Raw genomic sequence first — 21,537 nt, forward strand, 5'->3', positions numbered from 1 at the left:
TGCACTACAGTTGTTCTCGTGACCAACCCACTCGCTCTCGAACGCCAGGTCTGCTTCGCCCTCTATTCGGCGTCGCGGGCCACTACGGCCGCGTACCGGGCAATGCTCGACGACCTGGGAATCACGTATCCCCAGTACCTCGTCTTGTTGACGCTCTGGGAACGAGACGGCCGGGGCGTGCGTGAGATCTGTGAGGCACTCGATCTCGACACCGGAACTCTGTCGCCGCTGCTCAAGAGGCTGGAGGGTCTGGGATTCATCGAGCGCCGACGCCTCACCACGGACGAGCGTCGCGTCGAGATTCACCTGACCGAGGCGGGTTCCACCTTGCGTAGCAAGGCCGAGGACATCCCGGCCAAGCTCGCAGGCGCCACTGGTCTGAGTAACGACGAACTCACCGAACTCCGAGACGTTCTCACTCGTCTCGGTGAGTCACTTCAAGCATCCAACGCCCACTCCGACGGAAAGAAGAAGTCATGAACATCGTCTACACCGCAGAAGCACTTGCCACCGGCGAAGGCCGCAACGGTCACGCTCGCACCTCGGACGGACGCCTCGATCTCGGCCTCGCCATTCCCAAGGAAATGGGTGGCAGCGGCGAAGGCACCAACCCCGAGCAACTCTTTGCCGCCGGATACGCAGCATGCTTCCACTCCGCTCTGCAGATGGTCGCCCGTGCCGAGAAGGCCAACGTGGCTGATTCCGCAGTCGGCGCGCGGGTCGGCATCGGCCCCAACGGTGCAGGAGGCTTCGGACTCGCTGTGACGCTGGAGGTTTCACTCCCCCATCTACCCCATGATCAGGCCGTCGAGCTGACGGAGAAGGCACACCAGGTGTGCCCGTACTCCAATGCAACTCGCGGCAACATCGAGGTCACCCTCGAAGTAAGTAAGGACGACGAATGAGCACTACCACTGTCAGCCGGGAAATCCGTCTCGCTTCACGCCCGAACGGATGGCCCACGTCGGAGAACTTCGCCACCGCCGAAGTAGAACTCCCCGAACTCGAAGACGGCCAGATCCTGGTCCGCAACATCGCCATCTCTGTCGACCCGTACATGCGCGGCCGAATGAACGACGTGAAGTCCTACCTTCCGCCGTTCCAGGTCGGTGCGCCGCTCGACGGTGGTGCTGTCGGCGAGGTCGTCGAATCCAAGTCGACTGATCGCGCCGTGGGCGACGTCGTCGTCCACGGCCTCGGATGGCGTGAATACGCCATCCTCGACGGATCCGCAGTGACTCCGGCCGACACGTCCATCGCGCCGGCGACGGCCTACCTGGGTGCCCTCGGCATGACTGGCCTCACCGCGTATGCCGGCCTCACCGCGGTTGCGGAGTTCAAGGAAGGCGATACCGTATTCGTCTCCGGCGCAGCAGGTGCCGTCGGATCGCTCGTCGGTCAGATCGCCAAGTTGCTCGGAGCGAAGCGAGTAATCGGTAGCGCCGGTTCACCGGCGAAGGTTGCCCGACTTCTCGAACTCGGATTCGATGCGGCATTCGACTATCACGACGGCCCGATCACCGAACTACTCGCCGCTGCCGCCCCTGACGGCATCGACGTGTACTTCGACAACGTCGGTGGCGAGCATCTCGAAGCCGCAATCGATGCCATGAACCAGGGTGGCCGGATTGCCCTGTGCGGAGCCATCGCTCAGTACAACACCACCGAGAAGCCCACCGCTCCCCACAACCTGGCACTGGTGATCGGCAAGCAGCTCACACTGCGCGGATTCCTCGTGGGCGGCTACCGTCACCTCGGTGGCGAATTCCGCACCCACATGGCAGGGTGGCTCGCCGACAACAAGATTCAGTGGGACGAGACCATCGTCGAAGGCCTGGAGAATGCACCGCAAGCGTTCATCGACCTGATGCGCGGCGCGAACACCGGCAAGATGGTTGTCACGCTGTAACCCGAACAACATCTAGCTCGAACGGATATGAAGGTGGCCGCGAACTTCTCGAAGTTCGCGGCCACCTTCATATCTGAATCAAATCCCGAACGAGACTCCGGTCAACTTCTCCGACAGTGTCCACAAACCCGAGGCTGTCTTCGTATCGTGTGACTTCTTGTTCGACCCCACGACCTTCGGATACCCTCGCTGCTCGAACGGACCGTCCGGTCCGATGTAACTGCCGCCGAAGGCATCCGGCGCGGTTGCCGCCCACAGTTCGGGAAGGGCGCCCATCTCCGCGGACTGCGCGAAGATCGAATTGCCGATTCCCATCAGCTTGTCCTGGATCGACTCGGTGTGCCCCTGCAGGTTCGTCGACGCGTACCCCGGATGCGAAGCGAGCGCTTTGAGCGAAGATCCCGACGCCGCGAGCCTGCGTTGAAGTTCGTACGTGAACAACAGATTGGCAAGCTTCGACTGCCCGTAGGCCAACCATCGGTTGTACTTCCGACGCTCGAAATTGAGATCGTCCAGATCGACAGTTCCGAGCTGATGCAGGGCACTGGACATCGTCACGACACGATCGGTGAGCTTGTCCTTCAGCAATCCGGTCAACGCGAAGTGTCCGAGATGGTTTGTGCCGATCTGCATTTCGAATCCGTCGACCGTCCGGCGGAACGGAACCGCCATCACGCCGGCGTTGTTCACCAGGACGTCGACCTTCTCCGTTGCGTCGGCAAAGGCTCGTACCGACGACAGATCCGAGAGGTCCAATTTGCGGACAACCGCGTTGGGCCCGATGTCGGCGGCTACGGCGTCGGCCTTCGTGGTGTCACGACAGGCAAGGACGACGTCGGCCCCGGCTTTGCCCAGCGCTCGTGCGACTACCTCACCCAGTCCGCTGTTCGCCCCCGTGACGACAAATGTGCGGCCGGTCTGATCGACTACGTCTTCTGCGGTCCATTTGGTCATGCTTTCCAGCGTACGTGCCTTACTCGCCGGTAGGGAGGGGTCGCTTTCCGTCATCGCCTGCGCTTGGCGCGGATGGGCTTGGCGCGGATGGGCTTGGCGCCCGGCAGCGGCGGTGCAGCCACTCTGGGCGACGGGGGCGCGGTCATTCCGGGAGTCGGCGACGATTCGGCTTCCTTCTGCTCCGCAGCGATGCGTCCGTACACAAAATGCTGTTGTCCCAGCGTCCAGCAGTTGTTACTCACGAAATACAGCAGGATCGCCACGGGCGCGAACGCACCGAAAGCGATCACCCCCACCGGAAACACCCACAATGCGAGCTTGTTCATGATCGCTGTTTGAGGGTTGACGGTTCCGGTGTCCACTTGGCGCGCGATGGATGCCCGCGATGTGAAATGTGTAGCGACGGCGGCAAATATCATCAGCGGTACCGCTACCAGAATGATGGAGATACGGCTGACGTCGCCGAATGCTTCCAGTTGTGCTGCCGGGCTCGAAATCATGGCGGACAACGGTGCGCCGAACAGTTTGGCGTCGAGAAAAGACTGCACGTCCGAGGCACTGAAGAAGTAGTTGGCCGTGTTCGCGTTGTCCGCCACCGACATCGGTTCGGTCGGGCTCAGAAACGGGACGTGCGATGCCGCTCCGGTCCGATTGAACGATCGCAGGACGTGATAAAGACCAATGAACACCGGTGCCTGAACCAGCATCGGCAGACAGCCGAGCAACGGACTGTAATTATGTTCTTTCTGCAGCTTGGCCATCTCTACAGTGAGTTTCTGCCGGTCACCCGAATACTTCTTCTGCAACGCCTTGATCTGAGGTTGCAGCTTCTGCATCACCAGTTGAGTGCGGACCTGCTTGACGAAGGGTTTGAACAGCAGGGCTTTGAGCGTGAAGACGAGAAATACGACCGACAACGCCCACACGACGCCGTTGTCGGGTGATCCGGAGACCAGTGAGAAGACCTTGTGCCAGAACCAGAGGATTCCGGACACGGGGTAGTAGACAAAATCGAGCATGACGAATGAACCTCACCGAAAGGCACGCTCAGAGAGATGAGAGCGCGGGAATGGTCGTGGACGCAAGACGTCTGACCGACCTACGACGAGTTCACACCCGCCGACTGCCGATCTACAGACCGATTCCCGGAGCTCGAGGTTGCGGACGACCGGGCGCGTCCGGGCTGCTCTGCCTGCGGAAAGCACCACGCAGGCAGCGTTCGTCATCAGACGGGCCAGTGGCCGAAACCGCGCACAGTTGCAGAAGTTCGTACTTCGAGGAAGTTGCGAGCGCAGCGACCACGAAGACGGCAATCGCAGTTCCCAGCACCGCGGCGCTACCCGAGGAACCAAGCGGAGGCACTGCGAGAAGAGCGATGAACGGCAGCAGAAGCAGCAACAGTGACCGTGTCACCGTTCCTGTGCTCCGCTGTTGCATGACTGCGAGAGTACAGAACGTCTGCCGAATCCAGCCAGACGCTTGCCTCACGTACTTGTTCGCGCAGCCATTTGTGCGCAGGATCGTGGTCCATCCGACCGTGCCACTGTTGAGCGTTCGGCGCTCCCGCTGCGAATCGCCTGACCGGAGCCGGGGTGAGGCCGGCCGCCGTGCCCTCCTTGATTCGGATCACGAAAGTCCGTCGAAGTTCTCGCGATCGATCAACAGGCCTTGCGACCCTTCCCGGAGCGATCGAACCTGAGGCGCTGCGCGCACAGCAAAGGATGTCGGCACCAACCCACGCCGGCACGAACAAAGATCGGGTCACCCATCGCACGCCGGAGACGCGCAATGCCCTACCGGTAGCCGGTATCGACAAGTTCGATCGCTCGGCCGCGCCGGTGACGCTGCCCTGCGCCATCAATGTGTCGAACACTCTCGAGATATTGAGATCCATAATTCTTGCAGTAGACACAGTTCAAAACAGAACAGGTGCCGCACTGACCGACAGATCGTCCGGCAAGTGATTCCGTCCGAACCTGGCCAACAGCTCCGCGACGTCGATCAGCCACAATTGTGATTGCCGCGAACGTCACGGACCTCGGGGTCACCCAAAGCAGCGCAGACAACATCAGACCTTGCGCGCGGGATGACACGATCACTGGTGCACTCGATCTTGCCGTCCACCGCAGGTGCGGCGACGACCGTAGTACCTGCATCGTTACCTACTTCTTTCTTCTGCCACTTCGCGAGACGTCACGATTGCCGACATGCCACTCGAAAACAGGTATGCATCCCGTCCAACTGACCGGCGCGAACACGTCGAGGCGAAACCAGGCTGTGTGTCACAAGCCGAAGCCCGATCACGCCCAGCCGGATACCTGCTTCGGGACGCACCGACGCGAAGGCAACACGAGAAATGTCGCACCACCGATTTACCAACCCCCGCACGACGAAAAATGCACTCGGAAGGGCGCTTGTCATCGGCGCTCTTTCACTGACAACCCTTGCCGTCAGTATCGACACCGCGAACGCTCAGGCCCCCTTGCATCCGGACTGGAACACCGCCGGAGTTTCCGTCGTGACGAATCCGGCGAAAGTGTCAGCTTTCGCTTCCTCGGATGGAGGCCGCGCATTGGCAGCCGCGGAGTCCAAGATCGGCGCCCCGTACGTCTGGGGCGCGACCGGACCGGACTCGTTCGACTGCTCCGGCCTCGTTCGATGGGCCTATGCACAAGCGGGCGTTTCGATTCCGCGAACTACCTACGACCAGGCTGTCGGCGGAGCTCCGGTTTCCCGGGACGACCTCCAGCCGGGTGACGTGGTCCTGTACTACGGCGGGGAACATGTGGGGATCTATGCCGGAGGCGGTGAGGTCGTTCACGCCCCGACGTCCGGGGAGTCGGTCAAACGCGCACCCGTGGACTCGATGCCATACTATCTCGCCCGGCGCTACTGACATGTATCGCGTCAGCTTGACAAAACGTCTTGTATTGCAACGACATTCGGGGCACTCATCACGATCCGAATGCTTGACACTCCCCCATTGCCCGGAATGTGATGCAATCCTCTCCCCAGCGAGCGCGGTCTGCACCAGGTGTCGTGGGGCACGGTTGGACGTAACGCGGTGTTGCGGAGACGGCACTGTCGTGTCCTGGCGAACGGTTCACGGCGACCCTACTACCGTTCTCGCCATCGTCGAATTGGACGAAGGGCCGTGGCTGTACACCTTGCTCACGGAATCCCCGCGCGTGGATGCGACTGGACCGCTGCGAGTGTCGTTTCAACGGCGAGAACACGGCAAGCGCTACCCGGTGTTCTGCCTATGCGGCGACGTCGGCGGAGCACTGCAATCAGACATCAGTTCCGGCCTGCTGAACTATTGACCTCGCGCGAGTCACGCTCCTGCGCAGTCGATACCACCCACGCCGCGATCTGCGCGCGCGAGGTGAAACCCATTTTGGTGAGTACATGCTCCACATGCCCCTGGGCCGTGCGTACCGAGATGACAAGGTTTTCTGCGATTGCGCGGTTGGTCAGTCCCTGAGCAACCAGTTCCGCAACTTGCTGCTCACGCCGAGTAAGTCGAATCGCCTCGGTCGACGATGTGTTCGGGACTCCGCAATGCTCGTCGAGCGCGTACGCGACAGCTTCACCCTCGGTCATCACAAGTCCCCGGTGAAACTCCTTGTCGAAAGCACTCTTACCCAATGCCTTTTGAGCATCGTTTGCAGCCTTGTCATGGTGGGGTGACAAGATCGGAAGCCCCGCGAGCCTACTCCCGACTTGCTTCCAGTACATGGCTGCAGCGCCGAGCAGAACCGCAGAATTCTTCCAATCACGTTGCGCTGCAGCAATCCACGCCAACTGTTCGATAGACCACGCCGAGTTCATTGAAGCATCCGTGGTCCGCAAACTTCTCGCCAAATGGTCACGCGCGCGCTCGAGATCACCGCGATACCAATACACAAGCCCTAGGTTGCTCAACGCCGACGCCTGATACATCGTTTCGTGCAACGCACCGGTGATTGCAAGAGACTCGTCGAAACACTCCACCGACCGCTCCAGGGCGCCGGTAAAGATGCAAGCGAGCCCGAGGGTGACCAAACCGGCTACTTTGTGCTCCAGATTCTCAGCGGTCCGGAACAGCGTAACGGCAGACTCCAACTTTCCTGCAGCACTGCCGAATTCGCCGTTGAACGTGTCGACATATCCGTCCGCCCATCCAGCCAAGCCTCGAGAACGTACGTCTCCGATGATTTCGGCAAGGCGCCAACTCTCCTCGACCTGTCCGCGCGCTTGGGCGAGATCACCTTGCATCCCATGCGCTACGGCGTCGATACACAAAATTTCCACGCGATACGTGTCCGGCTCCCCATCGGAAGCTCTCAGGGTTCGATCCGCCCAATGCCGCGCCGAACCGATTCGACCGCCGAGAACCCAGAATCGGTACAGCGCCGCTACCATTCGTGTCGCTGATCGGGTCTGGCCCGGCGTCGAGATCGAAAACTCCAGCGCGTCGTAGACGTTGTGCTGTTCACGACCCAGCCGTGCAATCCACACCGCTTGCCGGTCGCTGATCCACTCGACTTCCGCACGAACGACCAGCGACTCGAACCAATCACGGTGGCGCCGTCGAAGTTCCACGTAGTCGTTCGAGAACTCGGCCTTCTCTCGTCCGTACTCCCGCAGAAGGTCGAGCAGGTGATAGCGAACAGTGCCGTCGATCTCCTCCCGAATCAGGATGGACTTCTCGACCAACGCAGTGACGAGATCGAGCACTTCCGTCGAACTCGAATCCTGCCCGCACACTCCTTCTGCCGCGTCAAGCTCGAACCCACCGGAGAATACGGTCAACCGACCCCACAGCTGCTGCTCCGGAGGTGAACACAAGTCGTAGCTCCAATCGATCGACAATCGGAGAGTCTGCTGCCGACTGGGTACGTCGCGTCCACCAGACGTCAAAAGGCGGTATCGATCCGAGAGCCGATCCATGATCTGCTCCACGGACATACCCCGTAGGCGAGCAGCCGCCAACTCGATCGGCAGCGGCAATCCGTCCAGATCGTGGCAGATACGGGCAACGGCACTCCTGTTGTCCTCGGTCAGCACGAAACCCGGCACCACAGTCGCAGCTCGTTCTGCGAACAACAAAACAGACTCGTACCGAGCCAGCCCGTCGTAAGCGCGCGGCCCCCGCAGTTCCGGCGTTGTGAGAGAAGGAACCCGCATCGTCACCTCGCCGCCCACACCGAGAGACTCCCGCGACGTCGCCAGAATCTTCACGCCGGCACATCGACGCAAGATCGCCCCGGCAAGCCTGGCGACGGCATCGACCAGGTGTTCACAGTTATCGAACACCAACAGCAGACTCCGATCGATGCAATAGTCGATCAGTGCCAGCAGCGGATCGGACGACGAAACCGGCCGCACCCCCAGCGTAACGGCGACATGCTCTTCGAGCAGATCCGGATCCGACAGCTCCCCCAACTCCACCAACCAGGTACCGTTGCTGAACACCCGCTGCAGCGCACCCGCAAGCCGGATCGCGAGCCGCGTCTTGCCCACGCCCCCGACGCCGGTCAGCGTCAACAAACGGGACGACTCGAACAATCTTCTGGCGTCGGCCAACTCACGCCGCCGGCCGACGAAACTCGTCAGCTCCAGCGGCAGGTTGCCGACAATCCGATTATCGGCTTCTGCGCGCACAGCGGATGCCATCGACCGACTCGCTTTCTGCGATTCCACTACAAATCAACGTTACCCCCGCGCACTGCACCCGGAGAAGCGCTCACCACTGCCCGCGGTATCAGCCTCGGGAGTCCGTCTCCTGCTCGGTCGACACGAACCACGCCGCGATCTGTGCTCTGGAGGTGAAACCCAATTTGGTCAGCACGTGCTCCACATGCCCCTGAGCCGTGCGAAGCGAGATGACGAGATGGTTTGCGATAGCGCGATTTGTCAGTCCCTGGGCAACCAGTTCCGCAACTTGCTGCTCACGAGGAGTGAGGTGAGGCCCTTCAGCCGACGACGCAGTCGTGACACTGGAGCGCTTGTCGAGCGCATATGCGACAGCTTCACCCTCGGACATCGCAAATCCGCTGCGAAACGACTTGTCGAAAGCATCGTCACCCATGGCTTTGCGAGCAGTCTCTGCAGCAGCCTCGTGATGAGCTGACAAACCCGGCAGGCCCGCCAGCCGTCCCCCGACCTTCTGCCAATACATGGCTGCCGCACCGAGCAGAACCGCTGCATGCTTCCAATCACGTTGCGCTGCAGCAATCCAAGCCAACGGTTCGATACACCACGCCGAGTTCATCGGGGCATCGAGAATTCTCAGACTTCGAGTCAAATAATCACTTGCGCCATCCAATTCACCTCGAAGCCAGCTCACGAGCCCGAGGGTTCCCAGCGCAAATGCATGGAACATCATCTCGTCAGCGGGCACGGTGATCGCGAGAGTCTCTTCGTTGCACTCCACCGAGCGATCAAGGGCTCCGGACAGGAAGTACGCGACTCCCAAGGTGTCCAGGCCGATCACCACATGCAGCAGATTCTTGTCGAGTCGAAACAGCGTCAACGCGGATTCCAGCTTGGCTGTAGCGGTATCGAAGTTACCTCTGAAGGTATCGACGTATCCGTCTCCCCACGCCGCCAAGCCGCGCGAGCGCACATCCGCCAAGTCGTTTGCCAGGCGCCAACTCTCGTCGACCAACTCTTCTGCCCGTTCGAGTTCCCCCTGCATCGCGTGATTCACGGCGTCGATGGCCAAGACATCCACTCGGAACGGATCCAGCTCTCGATCCTCTGCATTCAAGGCTCGATCCGTCCAATAACGCGCCTGCACAAGTAATCCACCTGCAAGCCAGAATCTGTACAACGCACCGACCATTCGCGTTGCAGATCGCGCCTCTCCGGCAGTGGAAATCGAGTACTCCAACGCATCGTTGACGTTGCGCTGTTCACGACCGAGCCTTGCGATCCAGGCAGCTTGCCGGCCACTGATCCACTCGGCTTCCGCATGAACGACCAGTGCCTCGAACCAATCACGATGGCTTCGACGCAGAGCGGAATACTCACCGGCGGACTCCAACTTTTCATGTCCGTACTCCCGGAGTAGGTCGAGGAGGTGGTACCGAACATCCCCGTCGGTTTCCTCACGAATCAGGATGGACTTCTCGACCAGCGCGGTGACGAGATCGAGCACTTCGGTCGAATTCATGTCCTGCCCACACACGCCCTCAGCGGCGTCGAGATCGAACCCACCCGAGAACACCGACAACCTCCCCCACAACTGCTGTTCGGTTGGCGAGCAGAGGTCGTAACTCCAATCGATCGACAATCGCAGCGTCTGTTGACGACTCGGAACGTCGCGTCCACCCGTTGTAAGAAGTCGGTATCGATCCGAGAGCCTGTTCATGATCTGCTCAGCAGACATACCACGCAGGCGAGCTGCCGCCAGCTCGATCGGAAGTGGGAGTCCATCCAAGTCATGACAGATATGCGCAACGGCGCGCTTGTTCTCCTCGGTGAGGGTGAAACCAGGTACGACGGAAGCCGCACGCTCGGTGAACAACGACACCGATTCGTACTGGGCAATTCCCTCGAATTCGGGCGGCTGTTGCTGCGGTGTGGTGAGTGAGGGAACGCGCATCGTCACCTCACCGCCCAGGCCCAGCGATTCGCGGCTCGTCGCCAGGATCTTGACGCCGGCACATCGCCGTAGGATCGCGCCTACGAACACAGCGACGGCATCGACCAGATGTTCACAGTTGTCGAGCACCAACAGCAGACTCCGATCGGCGCAGTAGTCGATCAATGCCTGCAGCGGGTCCGCCGACGAGACCGACCGGACACCAAGGGTCACGGCGACATGATCTTCGAGGAGATCCGAATCTGTCTGCTCCCCCAGTTCCACCAACCAGGCACCATCTCGAAACACCCGTTGCAACGCGCCCGCAAGTCGGATCGCGAGCCGTGTCTTGCCCACGCCACCGATCCCGGTGAGTGTCAACAAACGGGACGTCTCGAACAATCTTCTGGCGTCGGCCAACTCACGCCGACGACCGACGAAACTCGTCAGCTCCAAGGGCAGGTTGCCGACAACTCGCTGGTCGGCTTCTGAGCGCACAGCGGATGCCATCGACCGACTCGCTTTCTGCCATACCACTACACAACAACGCTACCCCCACGATCGGTCTCCCGAGCAGCACTCACGCGAGCATGTGATCGGAGCCCACTTGTTCTCCCCCGAGTGCGAGATGCACGACGGCCACACCGGTGTCACGCAGACGAAACAACGTATTCCTACTCTGGCAGACAGACGAAGGGAGAGCGACATGCCGCCGCGCCGTAGATCGGTACTGCTGACGCAACTGGTAATCGATGCTCCCGGAAGTCCACAACAAACGATCCTCGACGAACTGCGGCGAGTGATTCTGTCGGGTTCGGCGCCTCCGGGTACCCCGATTCCTCTCGGCGACGTGGCTGATGTGTTCGGTGTCAGTCGAATACCTGTGCGGGAATCACTGAAAACACTGGTCGGAGAGTCCTTGGTCGACCATCGACATCAATTCGGCTACACCGTTGCTCAGCTGACGCCGGCAGAACTGCGAGAGATGTACATCGTCCGCGAAACTCTCGAATCAGCTGCATTGGCCGTCGCCGTCGAGCAGGCAACCGAAGAGGATCACGAACACGCCGTCGAGGTGAACTCCCGTTTGGAGATCGCATTGCGCTACGACGACTCTCAGTCCTATCACTGCGAGAGCCGAAACTTTCATCTCGCACTGACCCGACCGTCTCAGATGCTTCGACTTCTGCACATGTTCGAAGCTGCCTGGAATATCACCGAACCAGTACAGCCGATGGTCCATGTTGCCGGCGTCGATCGCCGGGTTCTGCACTCGGATCACACCGCGATGCTGGACGCATTCCTGCGTCGGGACGCATCCGCACTTCTGAGCGCTTCCGAAATCCATCATCGCCGACTCGATACCGTGATCGCGACTCTACCGACAGACACCGGTCTATTGGCCGAAAAAGATATACCGATCGCGCAATAGTCGTGCAACACAGCATCGATACCTTTCTCTCAACACAGTTTTCATCACTGACGCTGAGAGCTCGTGGCACCGTCCGCTGATTTCCTGCACTGATGCACAGGAGCTGTCATGACCGACATTCTTCCGTCCCGAACGACCACTACCCCCACTCCCCCAAAGGAAAGCGGATCGGGTGACCTTGTCGAAGCCGCGGGTCACCCTGTCGGAAGCGGCCTGATCAAGCCGGGCTACGACCCTCGTTTGACCAACGAGGACTTGGCGCCGCTTCGCCAGCAGACCTGGTCGTCGTACAACATCTTCGCCTTCTGGATGTCCGACGTACACAGCGTCGGCGGATATGTCACTGCCGGTAGTCTTTTCGCACTGGGATTGGCCAGCTGGCAAGTACTCGTCGCCCTGCTGGTCGGTATCACGATCGTCTACTTCTTCTGCAATCTCGTCGCCAAGCCCAGCCAAGTTACCGGCGTGCCGTATCCGGTGATCTGCCGCAGCGTGTTCGGCGTCCTCGGCGCGAACATCCCGGCAATCATTCGTGGCCTGATTGCCGTGGCTTGGTATGGAATTCAAACCTTCCTCGCTTCAGCAGCCCTCGATGTCGTACTGATCAAACTCTTTCCGTCACTCGCGCCCTATGCCGTCGTCGAAGACTACGGATTCGCCGGACTCTCCGCACTGGGCTGGGGAAGTTTCATGCTCCTGTGGGTACTTCAGGCCTGTGTCTTCTGGCGAGGCATGGAATCGATCCGCCGCTTCATCGACTTCTGCGGGCCGGCTGTGTATGTCGTGATGTTCATGCTGTGCGGCTACCTGATCTACAAGGCAGGCTGGAGCGCCGTCGATCTCACGCTCGGCGACGTCAAGTACTCGGGTTTCGACGCCGTGCCGGTCATGCTCGGTGCGATCGCTCTGGTTGTCTCGTACTTCTCCGGACCGATGCTCAACTTCGGCGACTTCTCCCGCTACGGAAAGTCGTTCGCTGCCGTCAAGAAGGGCAACTTCCTCGGTTTGCCGTTGAACTTCCTCGTATTCTCGGTGTTGGTCGTCGTCACTGCATCGTTGACGCTGCCGGTGTACGGCGAACTGATCACCGATCCCGTTGCGACCGTTGCACGAATCGACAGCACCTTCGCCATCGTTCTCGGCGCGCTCACCTTCACCATCGCCACGATCGGCATCAACATCGTGGCCAACTTCATTTCCCCGGCCTTCGACTTCTCCAACGTGAGTCCGCAGAAGATCAGCTGGCGCGCCGGCGGAATGATCGCAGCGATCGGCTCGATCCTCATCACGCCGTGGAACTTGTACAACAATCCGGACGTCATTCACTACACACTCGAAACCCTCGGAGCCTTCATCGGTCCGCTGTTCGGAATTCTGATTGCCGACTACTACCTCGTGCGCAAGCAGAAGGTGAGCGTCGACGAACTGTTCAGCATGTCGCCGACCGGAACCTACTGGTACAGCAAGGGATACAACCCTGCTGCAGTGATCGCCACCGTGGTGGGAGCCGTCGTCGCGATGGTCCCGGTCCTGGGCAAGGACCTCACCGGGATGTACACCGCAGCGCAGTACAGCTGGTTCATCGGTTGTGGGCTCGGATTCACCGTCTATTACCTACTCGCCGCGCGCTCTTCCTCAGCTGTCCGGAATGCTTCCTCTCCCGACACTGTGACGGTCGACTGATCGTCATGAGAATCAAGGTGATCAACCCCAACACCACGTGGGCGATGACCGCCAAGATCGAGGAATGTGCCCGGACCGTCGCAGGCTCGGGCACATTCGTCGAGGCCGTCAGCCCTGCCATGGGTCCCGCGTCGATCGAAAGCCACTACGACGAAGTTCTCAGCGTCCCCGGAATCCTGACCGAGATCGCCGCCGGAGAAAAGAACGAAGTCGACGGCTACGTCATCGCTTGCTTCGGTGACCCAGGTCTTGATGCAGCCCGAGAGTTGGCCAAGGGCCCCGTCGTAGCTGTTGCCGAAGCGGCAATGAACTACGCAAGTTTCCTGGGTCGCGGATTCAGCATCGTGACCACTCTCGGTCGAACCCGCGGCCGCGCAGCCGATCTGGTGGACCGGTACGGCATGCAGGCTCGGTGCCGGGGTATCCACTCCTGCGAGATTCCGGTTCTGGAACTCGATCGTGATCCCGACGCGCGAAAGGTGATCTTGGAAGCCTGTTTCGACGCATTGGAGCAAGACGACTCGGACGTCCTCGTGCTGGGTTGCGCCGGCATGGCGGACCTGTGCCAGGACTTGTCCGACGAACTGGGTGTCCCGGTAGTCGACGGCGTTGCCGCTGGGGTCACGATGGTTCAGTCGTTGGTCACCCTCGGACTGTCGACCAGTTCGCGCGGCGAGTTCGCACGGCCACTTCCCAAGAACTACACCGGTACACTGACACCGTTCTCGCTGTGAGCGTGCCTGAGCGAGAGTCGAACACCTGTCACCAGCAGCGCCAGGATCGCGAACAATACTCCAGCCCAGACTAATTGGCGGGTTTCGAAATGCGCGAGAAACAGTCCACCGACCGCAGTGCCGAGCGTGATCCCCAGGTTGGAGAACGAGATGAAAAGGCTGTTGCCGAATTCAGGCGCGTCGACTGCGTCTCGCCCCATCCAGCTCTGCGAAACCACCAGTCCACCGGAATGCACTACACCCCAAACCAACACGGCTACAACCATCGCGCCGAAGTACGGGCCCGCCAGATAGAGCATCACGTAGACGACGATGTACAGCAAGGGAAATGCCACAACCGTGCGCACCACCCCCTTGGCGAGCAGAGCCCCGAAGACGAAGTTGCCGAAGATCATCACGACACCGAAAGCCAAGAGCATCGCGCTGATCCACGATCCGCTCATGCCGGTCACTTCGCCGAGGTATTCGGCAAAGTATCCGTACACCGAGAACATGGCTGCGAAGACGAAGGTGACGGAAAGAATGGTCAACCACACGCGCGGCCGGCGAAGTATCCCGACCTGTGCACCGTACGACAGGCGTTGTGTCACAGGAGCCGAGGGCAGAAGTACGACAATCCCGAGAAACGCGAGAACGTTGACCACGGCGCCGAACACGAATGCTGTCGACACCGAAAAGTTCTCGGCCAAATAGGACGTCAAGGGCACGCCGAACGCGAATCCGACTGTGACGCCTGCAAATACCTTGGTCACCGCGGCGGTCGCCTGTTCCGGCGATACCAGACGAACCGCACTTGCAAGCGCGACAGCGAAGAAGACCGGATGAACCACGGCGGGGATGATCCGAAATGCAAACATCACCTCGAAACTCGATGTGGTCGCATACACCACATTGGAGACCGCAAAGACTGCAATCGCTACCAACAGAACGGTTCTCCTGTTGATTCCCGAGGTGATCAGCGTTGTGAACGGACCGGTCACCGCCACGACGAGTGCAAACACACCGACCAACCATCCGGCAGTCGACGCGGTGATACCGAACTTTTCGCTGATCTGAGGCAGAACCCCGATAATGCCCATCTCCGTAGTGATGATTCCGAATACACCCAACGCCAGAACCGGTATCAACAATTTCGACTTCACGACACACTCCTCACTACTACGTCACACAAGACAGTTACATATCTAGATATGTAGATATATTTGGTTGAACAAACCGGCCGACGAGGGCAATTCGGCCGCTACAGCTTTTCGCGAACGAATTCCCTGAACTCGCCGATCACGGATTCGTTTCGTCGGTAATACGTCCACTTCCCGATGCGCTCGGACTCGAGCAGACCCACATCTTTCATGCCCTGCAGGTACCCCGAGATCACCGACTGGGCAAGTCCCGATCGCCCCTGGATGTCACCGACACAGACTCCGATGTGAAACCCGAGATCCTGCTGCGTATACGAGTCCTCGTCGAAATACTTCGCCGGGTGCGCGAGCCACTCCATGATCTGCAGGCGAGTCGGGTTGGACAGCGCCTTGAAGATCGCCAAAGCATCCATGGACCACACCCCTCTGCACGACAACCGGAACGCATCTACTTTTGTGGATATGTTTGGCGAAGTCAAGTCCGATCCAGACCGAAAGCCGTCTGCGTCACATCGACGCATTCGAAGTGAGCTGTGACACTTACGTTTCGACGACCTGCGGAAATCTCAGCGCCGACTTTCTATCTGTGACGACTTGTTTATAGTTATCGCCAACAACGAATTGCCGGAAGTTTCCGGTTCACCTCAGAACGTCCGTGGGTGAACACAATTCGCTCAACACCAGCCGTACCCGGCTTGTCATTCGGGAGTCGAACCATGAACACACCGCATCAGTTCAGGGTCGTCACCTCATGGTGATGTCGAAGCTCGCCAAATGGCAGCTGGTCGCCCTCGTCGTGGTTGCACTCCTGGGTTTGATCTATGTCGGAGCGAAATACGTACGGCTGGACAACCTTCTGGGATTCGGCCAATACACGGTCAAAACCGAACTGGCGACGTCCGGTGGCATCTTCACCAACGCCGAAGTGACCTATCGCGGTGTACCCGTCGGACGCGTCGGTGACATGTCGCTCACGTCCGACGGAATCGAAGTCGACCTGTTGATCGACAGCAGTGCTCCGCAGATTCCCGCATCCGCGCGGGCCGTGGTGGCCAATCGCTCAGCCATCGGCGAGCAGTACGTCGACCTTCAGCCCGATACCGACCAGGGCCCGTTCCTCGAAGACGGCTCGGTGATCGCCGTGGGCGACACAACCACGCCGATCCCGATCGAGAATGTCTTGACCAGCGCCAACGGTCTGGTGCACTCCGTTCCGGTCGACGCACTCCACACCGTCGCGAAAGAACTCGGCGCGGCATTCAACGGCAAGGGCGAAGATCTGCAGATACTTGCCGACTCGCTGTCGGGGATCTCCCAGTCGGGCCTCGACACCCTTCCCCAGACCCTCGGACTGATCCGCGACAGCCAGACGGTGCTCACGACCCAGTCCGATCAATCGTCGGCGATCAAGCAGTTCAGCACCGACCTCGACGCACTGACGGCGCAATTGCGCACCAGCGACCCCGACATCCGACGCGTGATCGACAACGGCATACCGGCCAGCGAACAAGTCGGCTCTCTCGTCACCGAAGCCGGCCCCGCGCTCACGACCAACCTCTCCAACCTCTCCGCCGTTGCAGCGGCAGCCGCACCGACACTGCCCTCGCTGCAGCCCTTCCTGCTCTTCCTGCCTGCGCTCGCCGGGGCGGCGCCCACCGTTGCACCGGGAGACGGCACAGTACATCTGGGCTTGGTACTCGAGACCAACAACCCGCTCTCGTGCACCGTCGGTTACGAAGGGACCATGGCGATCCTCGACGAGATGAAGCGCAAGGACCCGAACTTCGACGACACGACGCAGAACTTCCCGTTGAACACTGCCGCCAACTGCCAGGCACCTCAAGGCAGCGAAACGGGAGTTCGTAGCGCCAACCGCATCGCGTTCGCCGACCCGAACACCTCGCAACCGTGGGACAGCAAGCCCAAGGTGGACCCGGACAAGCTCAACCTGAACCCGATTGCCACTCAACTCGCACCGATGCTCGGCGCCACCCCGAAGTAGCCGTAAGCAACTGGCACCGTCGACCCTCCGCGACGATGATGATGTGATGTCGGAAGGAACGCCTGAAGGCGAGTCACAGAGCATGTCACGAGGTTTCGACGAACTTGTCGCCGAAGCGGAATCCGCCTCCGTCGACGGGTGGGATTTCTCGTGGCTCGACGGACGCGCCACGGAGCAGCGTCCGTCGTGGGGGTACCAATGGCTGATGGGTGAACGTCTCGGCCGCGCCGGCGCCGCATTGGACATCCAGACCGGCGGCGGCGAAGTCCTCGCCGCTGCACCGTCACTCCCGCCGGTGATGGCAGCAACCGAATCCTGGCCACCGAACATCGCCAAGGCCACCGCCCTTCTGCGTCCTCGAGGTGTGGTGGTGGTCGCCGATCCGGACGAGCCGCCGCTACCGTTCGCCGATTCGGCTTTCGACCTGGTGACCAGCCGACACCCAGCGACGGTGTGGTGGACCGAAATCGCGCGGGTACTCGAACCGGGAGGAACGTACTTCGCTCAACATGTGGGTCACGCCAGCGTGTTCGAACTGGTCGAGTACTTTCTCGGTCCTCAGCCGCAGGCTCGTCGCGGACGGCACCACGAGGACGAAACTGCCGACGCGATTGAGGCCGGGCTCACCGTCGTCGACCTTCGTTTCGAGCGTCTGCGCATGGAATTCTTCGACATCGGCGCCGTTGTCTACTTCTTACGCAAGGTGATCTGGATGGTTCCGGGATTCACCGTCGCGCAGTATCGGGACCGGCTCCGCGAACTCGATCAGCAGATCCGTCGCGACGGATCTTTTGTCGCGCACTCGAGTCGATTCCTGATCGAGGCACGCAAGAGCTGAGCGCACCGCGACGGGCCGCACATCCCGAACGTGATCGATGCTGCTAGTCGGACTCGTCGGCGTCGCTCCGCGAGCCGATCGCAGCGGCAAGATAGTCGCCGAGTTCACGCTGAAGGTTCGCGTCGAGTGCCCGGGCCAGTGCCGAATGTACCGACGCCACACCGAGTTCACGCATCGTCTGGAGCATCTCGGCTGTTCCGGCAACCTCGTCGCCCTCCGGGAGCCAACCGACCCCGTGCTGATCGACGATGCGATCCTTCGCCGCCTGAATCAGGTCTTTGGCGATCCCGTCCACAGCGTTGTGAAGCTTTTCGTGCACATCGACCAGTTGATCGAGAGTGAAACCGTAGTCGAGGAGACTCGAAAATCCGCTGAGCAAAGCAGGATCGGTGAAAACGCAGTTCTCTCCTTCGATCTGTACCAGTCCGAGATCTACGAGACGATCCAGTTGACCATCTGCATCTCCCCCGAGAAACTCGCGTACGACGGCCATCTCGATACTCACGGTGTCGCTGCGGGACCATGGTTCGGTGACCGCGTGCTGCAGACCCAGCACCTCTGTCAGGTCTTTCCCGCTTTCCCACCCGGTGATGAAGTCGTCGATATGCGCAGTGGTGAAACCTCGTTGAAGAAGCGTGTCGATCAGCTTGAGGCGTTCGAGGTGCGCGTCGCCGTAGATGCCTACCCGCCCACGCTTCTCCGGCGGAGGAAGCAATCCACGTTCCTGATATGCCCGTACATTCCGCGAGGTGGTGCCCGCAGCGCGCGCTAGATCGTCGATGCGGTACTCGGTCACCGCCTCGTCTCCTCTGCCGCGTCGGTCGTCACGATTCCAACTTAGTGGCAACACCAGGCCGATCAGAACCCGGGATCAGGTCTGCGCGGTGTCTTTCTCGCGCACCGTGGTCGTGTAGTCCCGAAGATCCACCGATTTCAATTGGTTCACGTACTGGGTCGCGAAACCGGGAAACATAGTGGCATTGAATCCTTCGTCGGTGAGATACCAACTCGAACATCCCGAGTTCCACGTGGTCTTCGACAGCCGACGCTGCAACTCGACGTTGTACGCATCTTCGACATCTTGACGAACATCGAGTGCCTTGAGGTCGCGCTCGAGAACGATCTTGATCGCTTGGGCGAGATAGTCGAGTTGCGCTTCCATGTACACAAGGGCGGAACTGTGCCCCGGACCCGAGTTGGGTCCGAAGGTGAAATACAGGTTGGGATAACCGGATACCGCAATGCTCTTGTACGCACGCGCCCCGGATTTCCACTCCTGAGCGAGCACACGTCCGTCCCGGCCGATGATGGGGACCGGTGTTCCGGTCTTGCAAACGTCGAAGCCGGTGGCGAAGACGATGCAGTCGAATTGATGCTCGATCCCTTCGACCGTGCGAATGCCATGTGGCGCCAATCTCGCGATCGGCCAGGTCACGAGTGTGCAATTGTCTTGCTGGAGAGCCGGGTAATACTCGCTGGTCATCAGCAACCGCTTGCACCCTGCGCGAAAGTCGGGAGTGAGTTGTCGCCGCAACCACGGGTCCTTCACCTGCATGCGCAGATGAAGACGCCCGACTGTTTCCACCACCCTCGTCAACGGGGATTCCCACACCACCCCGAGAGCTACCGATTCGTGTCCCCAGTACCAAGCCCGACGCGCCAGAGTCTGGACGACCGGATGACGACGGTACAGATCCTTCGTGCGAGATCGGGTGCGTAGGTTTGCTCGCGGCAATGCCCATCCCGGTGTTCGTTGGAAAACCTTCACTGATCGTGCAGTTTTCACGAGTTCAGGGACGATCTGGACGCCACTGGCCCCGGTTCCGATCACTGCGACCCGCTTGTCGGTGAAGTCGTAGTCATGGTCCCAGCGAGCACTGTGAATCTTGTGTCCTTCGTAGCTCTCCAAACCCGGAACAGCAGGAAAGCTGACGTTCGCCAGCGGACCGGACGCCATGACGACGGTCCGGGCAATGACCGCTTCACGGCCCTCGAGCGCGATCGCCCAGACACCTGTCTGCTCGTCCCACTCGACGCCCGTGACGTTGCACCGAAACCGAATCTTCGGCTCGAGGCCGAACTCTTTCACCATCGTTCGGATGTAGCCGAGGATCTCCGCGCTGGCCGAGTAGGTGTGCGACCAGTCCGGGTTCGGGGCGAAACTGTACGAGTACAGACGGGACGGAATGTCGCACGCAGCTCCCGGATACGTGTTGTCGCGCCACGTCCCGCCGACCTCCGTGCCGCGTTCGAGAACGACGAAGTCCTCGATACCGTTCTGCTTCAACCGAATCGCCGCTCCGATTCCTGCGAAACCTCCACCGATGATCGCCACTGACAGTGGCTCGGCAGTACTCATGCGAGTGGCTCGTACGTAAGTTCTTTGGCCCAGGTCGGCTCGGAATTGAGCCTGCTGCCGGAAAGTCGGCCAGTGACCTTGACCATCCGATCGGCAAGCAGATGGTAGGGATGGTTGCGATTGATGACCATGTTGCCGTGCCACTTCACCACCCGATACATCGGGACGCGGAGCGCGGCCGGACTCCGTTCGCCTACGTTCCTGAATCGCTTCATAGCGGTGTAGAGCCGTTCCTCGTTCACTCCCATGTCGACGATGTTGTCGCGCATCTTGTTCAGCAGCGGGATGTAGCGAAGTGTCCCGATGATCAACGCCGGATTCAACCAGGCGCCGACGGTTTCGACAACGAGCTTGCGCGTCGTCGAGTGCCCGAGCATCTCGATCACCGCAAAATCGACCGCCAGATGCCTGGACTCGTCTGCATTGATCTTCTTGAACACAGCCTGACAGACCGGATCCTCGATCTCGTCCATGATGAACTTGACCAGGGCTCCGTCGAGCGCCACCTCGAGCATCGGTATGACGGTCCCGAGAATCGAGAGCGACAAACCGTCGGAATGCTTGTCCAGCCAGTCGATGACGAGCTTGACGTTGATGTTGGGCTCGGGCATCTCGTCGCCGTCGAGCATTCCCCACCGACGCATCAGCGCGAGTTCGGCGTTGGCGTGCTTCTGTTCCTCGGCGTGGAAATGCCGATAGATGTCTCGGAGAGTTTCAGTCGGCGCCTTGAGAGCCATCGCAGCGAAGCCACGGGCACCGACGTTCTCGATCCACATCAGGTCCGACATGAACGGTTTCAGCTTCGCATGAAGCTCTGGACTGATCGTCTCGGCGCCCGGAGCATCCCAGTCGATGTCCACCAGAGCCCATTGGCGGTCCTTGATCTTGTGCAGCATGCCGTCGAAATCGAAGGACAT

General features: G+C 60.3%; 20 protein-coding genes. 10 read left to right on the forward strand and 10 right to left on the reverse strand.

The window, feature by feature from the left end; genetic code table 11:
• The first annotated feature begins 18 nt into the window (after nucleotides 1-18).
• From RWT78_RS06405 to RWT78_RS06415, 3 genes are read left to right on the forward strand one after another with little or no spacing between them, the layout of a single operon-like run.
• Nucleotides 19-480, forward strand: a complete 462-nt coding sequence (locus tag RWT78_RS06405; RefSeq protein WP_003940568.1) for a MarR family winged helix-turn-helix transcriptional regulator — start codon at nucleotides 19-21, stop codon at nucleotides 478-480.
• Nucleotides 477-905, forward strand: a complete 429-nt coding sequence (locus RWT78_RS06410; RefSeq protein ID WP_003939720.1) for an organic hydroperoxide resistance protein — start codon at nucleotides 477-479, stop codon at nucleotides 903-905. The genes RWT78_RS06405 and RWT78_RS06410 overlap by 4 nt, the downstream gene beginning before the upstream one ends.
• Nucleotides 902-1,909 (forward strand): NADP-dependent oxidoreductase, encoded by a 1,008-nt coding sequence (locus RWT78_RS06415; protein ID WP_007733944.1) that lies wholly within the window; start codon nucleotides 902-904, stop codon nucleotides 1,907-1,909. The genes RWT78_RS06410 and RWT78_RS06415 overlap by 4 nt, the downstream gene beginning before the upstream one ends.
• 78 nt (nucleotides 1,910-1,987) lie before the next feature.
• Here RWT78_RS06415 and RWT78_RS06420 read toward each other — a convergent pair whose 3' ends face one another.
• The 3 genes from RWT78_RS06420 to RWT78_RS06430 form a co-directional block, all read right to left on the reverse strand.
• Entirely contained in the window at nucleotides 1,988-2,863 is an 876-nt protein-coding gene (locus RWT78_RS06420) for an oxidoreductase (RefSeq protein ID WP_314674756.1), read from the reverse strand.
• Nucleotides 2,864-2,913: 50 nt separating this feature from the next.
• Nucleotides 2,914-3,882: a membrane protein insertase YidC gene (gene yidC, locus RWT78_RS06425; protein ID WP_314674758.1), complete on the reverse strand. Its 969-nt coding sequence runs from the start codon at nucleotides 3,880-3,882 to the stop codon at nucleotides 2,914-2,916.
• 112 nt (nucleotides 3,883-3,994) lie between these two features.
• Nucleotides 3,995-4,300, reverse strand: a complete 306-nt coding sequence (locus RWT78_RS06430; protein ID WP_029256089.1) for a DUF6412 domain-containing protein — start codon at nucleotides 4,298-4,300, stop codon at nucleotides 3,995-3,997.
• 919 nt (nucleotides 4,301-5,219) lie between these two features.
• Here RWT78_RS06430 and RWT78_RS06435 point away from each other — a divergent pair.
• Together RWT78_RS06435 and RWT78_RS06440 are read left to right on the forward strand one after the other, a co-directional pair.
• Nucleotides 5,220-5,759: a C40 family peptidase gene (locus RWT78_RS06435; RefSeq protein ID WP_003940018.1), complete on the forward strand. Its 540-nt coding sequence runs from the start codon at nucleotides 5,220-5,222 to the stop codon at nucleotides 5,757-5,759.
• A gap of 190 nt (nucleotides 5,760-5,949) precedes the next feature.
• Nucleotides 5,950-6,186 (forward strand): hypothetical protein, encoded by a 237-nt coding sequence (locus RWT78_RS06440; RefSeq protein ID WP_314674765.1) that lies wholly within the window; start codon nucleotides 5,950-5,952, stop codon nucleotides 6,184-6,186.
• Here RWT78_RS06440 and RWT78_RS06445 read toward each other — a convergent pair.
• Nucleotides 6,161-8,521 carry a LuxR C-terminal-related transcriptional regulator gene (locus RWT78_RS06445; RefSeq protein WP_314674767.1) on the reverse strand — a complete coding sequence of 787 codons (2,361 nt, stop codon included), beginning with the start codon at nucleotides 8,519-8,521 and terminating at the stop codon, nucleotides 6,161-6,163. The two genes, RWT78_RS06440 and RWT78_RS06445, sit on opposite strands and share 26 nt — an antisense overlap.
• 88 nt (nucleotides 8,522-8,609) lie before the next feature.
• On the reverse strand, nucleotides 8,610-10,943 hold the full coding sequence (locus RWT78_RS06450; RefSeq protein WP_276116164.1) for a LuxR C-terminal-related transcriptional regulator: 2,334 nt from the start codon (nucleotides 10,941-10,943) through the stop codon (nucleotides 8,610-8,612).
• Between the two features lie 196 nt (nucleotides 10,944-11,139).
• Between RWT78_RS06450 and RWT78_RS06455 the strand changes: the two genes are divergently transcribed.
• From RWT78_RS06455 to RWT78_RS06465, 3 genes are all read left to right on the forward strand, one after another.
• The gene (locus tag RWT78_RS06455) at nucleotides 11,140-11,865 is read left to right on the forward strand and encodes a GntR family transcriptional regulator (protein ID WP_064114424.1); all 726 of its coding nucleotides are present in this window, start codon (nucleotides 11,140-11,142) and stop codon (nucleotides 11,863-11,865) included.
• A gap of 108 nt (nucleotides 11,866-11,973) precedes the next feature.
• Nucleotides 11,974-13,548, forward strand: coding sequence for an NCS1 family nucleobase:cation symporter-1 (locus tag RWT78_RS06460; RefSeq protein WP_314674772.1), 1,575 nt, complete (start codon nucleotides 11,974-11,976; stop codon nucleotides 13,546-13,548).
• 5 nt (nucleotides 13,549-13,553) lie between these two features.
• Nucleotides 13,554-14,282: an aspartate/glutamate racemase family protein gene (locus RWT78_RS06465; protein ID WP_003940161.1), complete on the forward strand. Its 729-nt coding sequence runs from the start codon at nucleotides 13,554-13,556 to the stop codon at nucleotides 14,280-14,282.
• On the opposite strand, the gene RWT78_RS06470 is transcribed toward RWT78_RS06465, so the two are convergent.
• Nucleotides 14,249-15,424: an MFS transporter gene (locus tag RWT78_RS06470; RefSeq protein WP_003939751.1), complete on the reverse strand. Its 1,176-nt coding sequence runs from the start codon at nucleotides 15,422-15,424 to the stop codon at nucleotides 14,249-14,251. The two genes, RWT78_RS06465 and RWT78_RS06470, sit on opposite strands and share 34 nt — an antisense overlap.
• 98 nt (nucleotides 15,425-15,522) lie before the next feature.
• Complete coding sequence (locus tag RWT78_RS06475) at nucleotides 15,523-15,834, reverse strand: helix-turn-helix transcriptional regulator (protein ID WP_007733929.1); 312 nt, start codon at nucleotides 15,832-15,834, stop codon at nucleotides 15,523-15,525.
• A 338-nt stretch (nucleotides 15,835-16,172) separates the two neighbouring features.
• Here RWT78_RS06475 and RWT78_RS06480 point away from each other — a divergent pair, with 338 nt between their 5' ends.
• Both RWT78_RS06480 and RWT78_RS06485 read left to right on the forward strand, forming a co-directional pair.
• Complete coding sequence (locus RWT78_RS06480; protein ID WP_399551409.1) at nucleotides 16,173-17,423, forward strand: MCE family protein; 1,251 nt, start codon at nucleotides 16,173-16,175, stop codon at nucleotides 17,421-17,423.
• An 82-nt stretch (nucleotides 17,424-17,505) separates the two neighbouring features.
• Nucleotides 17,506-18,261: a class I SAM-dependent methyltransferase gene (locus tag RWT78_RS06485; protein WP_314674793.1), complete on the forward strand. Its 756-nt coding sequence runs from the start codon at nucleotides 17,506-17,508 to the stop codon at nucleotides 18,259-18,261.
• 43 nt (nucleotides 18,262-18,304) lie between these two features.
• Here the strand turns inward: RWT78_RS06485 and RWT78_RS06490 are convergent, their stop codons facing one another.
• From RWT78_RS06490 to RWT78_RS06500, 3 genes are all read right to left on the reverse strand, one after another.
• Complete coding sequence (locus tag RWT78_RS06490) at nucleotides 18,305-19,057, reverse strand: MerR family transcriptional regulator (RefSeq protein ID WP_030535276.1); 753 nt, start codon at nucleotides 19,055-19,057, stop codon at nucleotides 18,305-18,307.
• 75 nt (nucleotides 19,058-19,132) lie between these two features.
• Nucleotides 19,133-20,620, reverse strand: a complete 1,488-nt coding sequence (locus RWT78_RS06495; RefSeq protein WP_030535275.1) for an NAD(P)/FAD-dependent oxidoreductase — start codon at nucleotides 20,618-20,620, stop codon at nucleotides 19,133-19,135.
• Complete coding sequence (locus RWT78_RS06500) at nucleotides 20,617-21,537, reverse strand: hypothetical protein (protein ID WP_030535274.1); 921 nt, start codon at nucleotides 21,535-21,537, stop codon at nucleotides 20,617-20,619. Before RWT78_RS06500 ends, RWT78_RS06495 begins: the two co-directional genes overlap by 4 nt.

It is taken from the genome of uncultured Rhodococcus sp. (assembly GCF_963525155.1).
GTDB lineage: Bacteria > Actinomycetota > Actinomycetes > Mycobacteriales > Mycobacteriaceae > Rhodococcus_F > Rhodococcus_F qingshengii.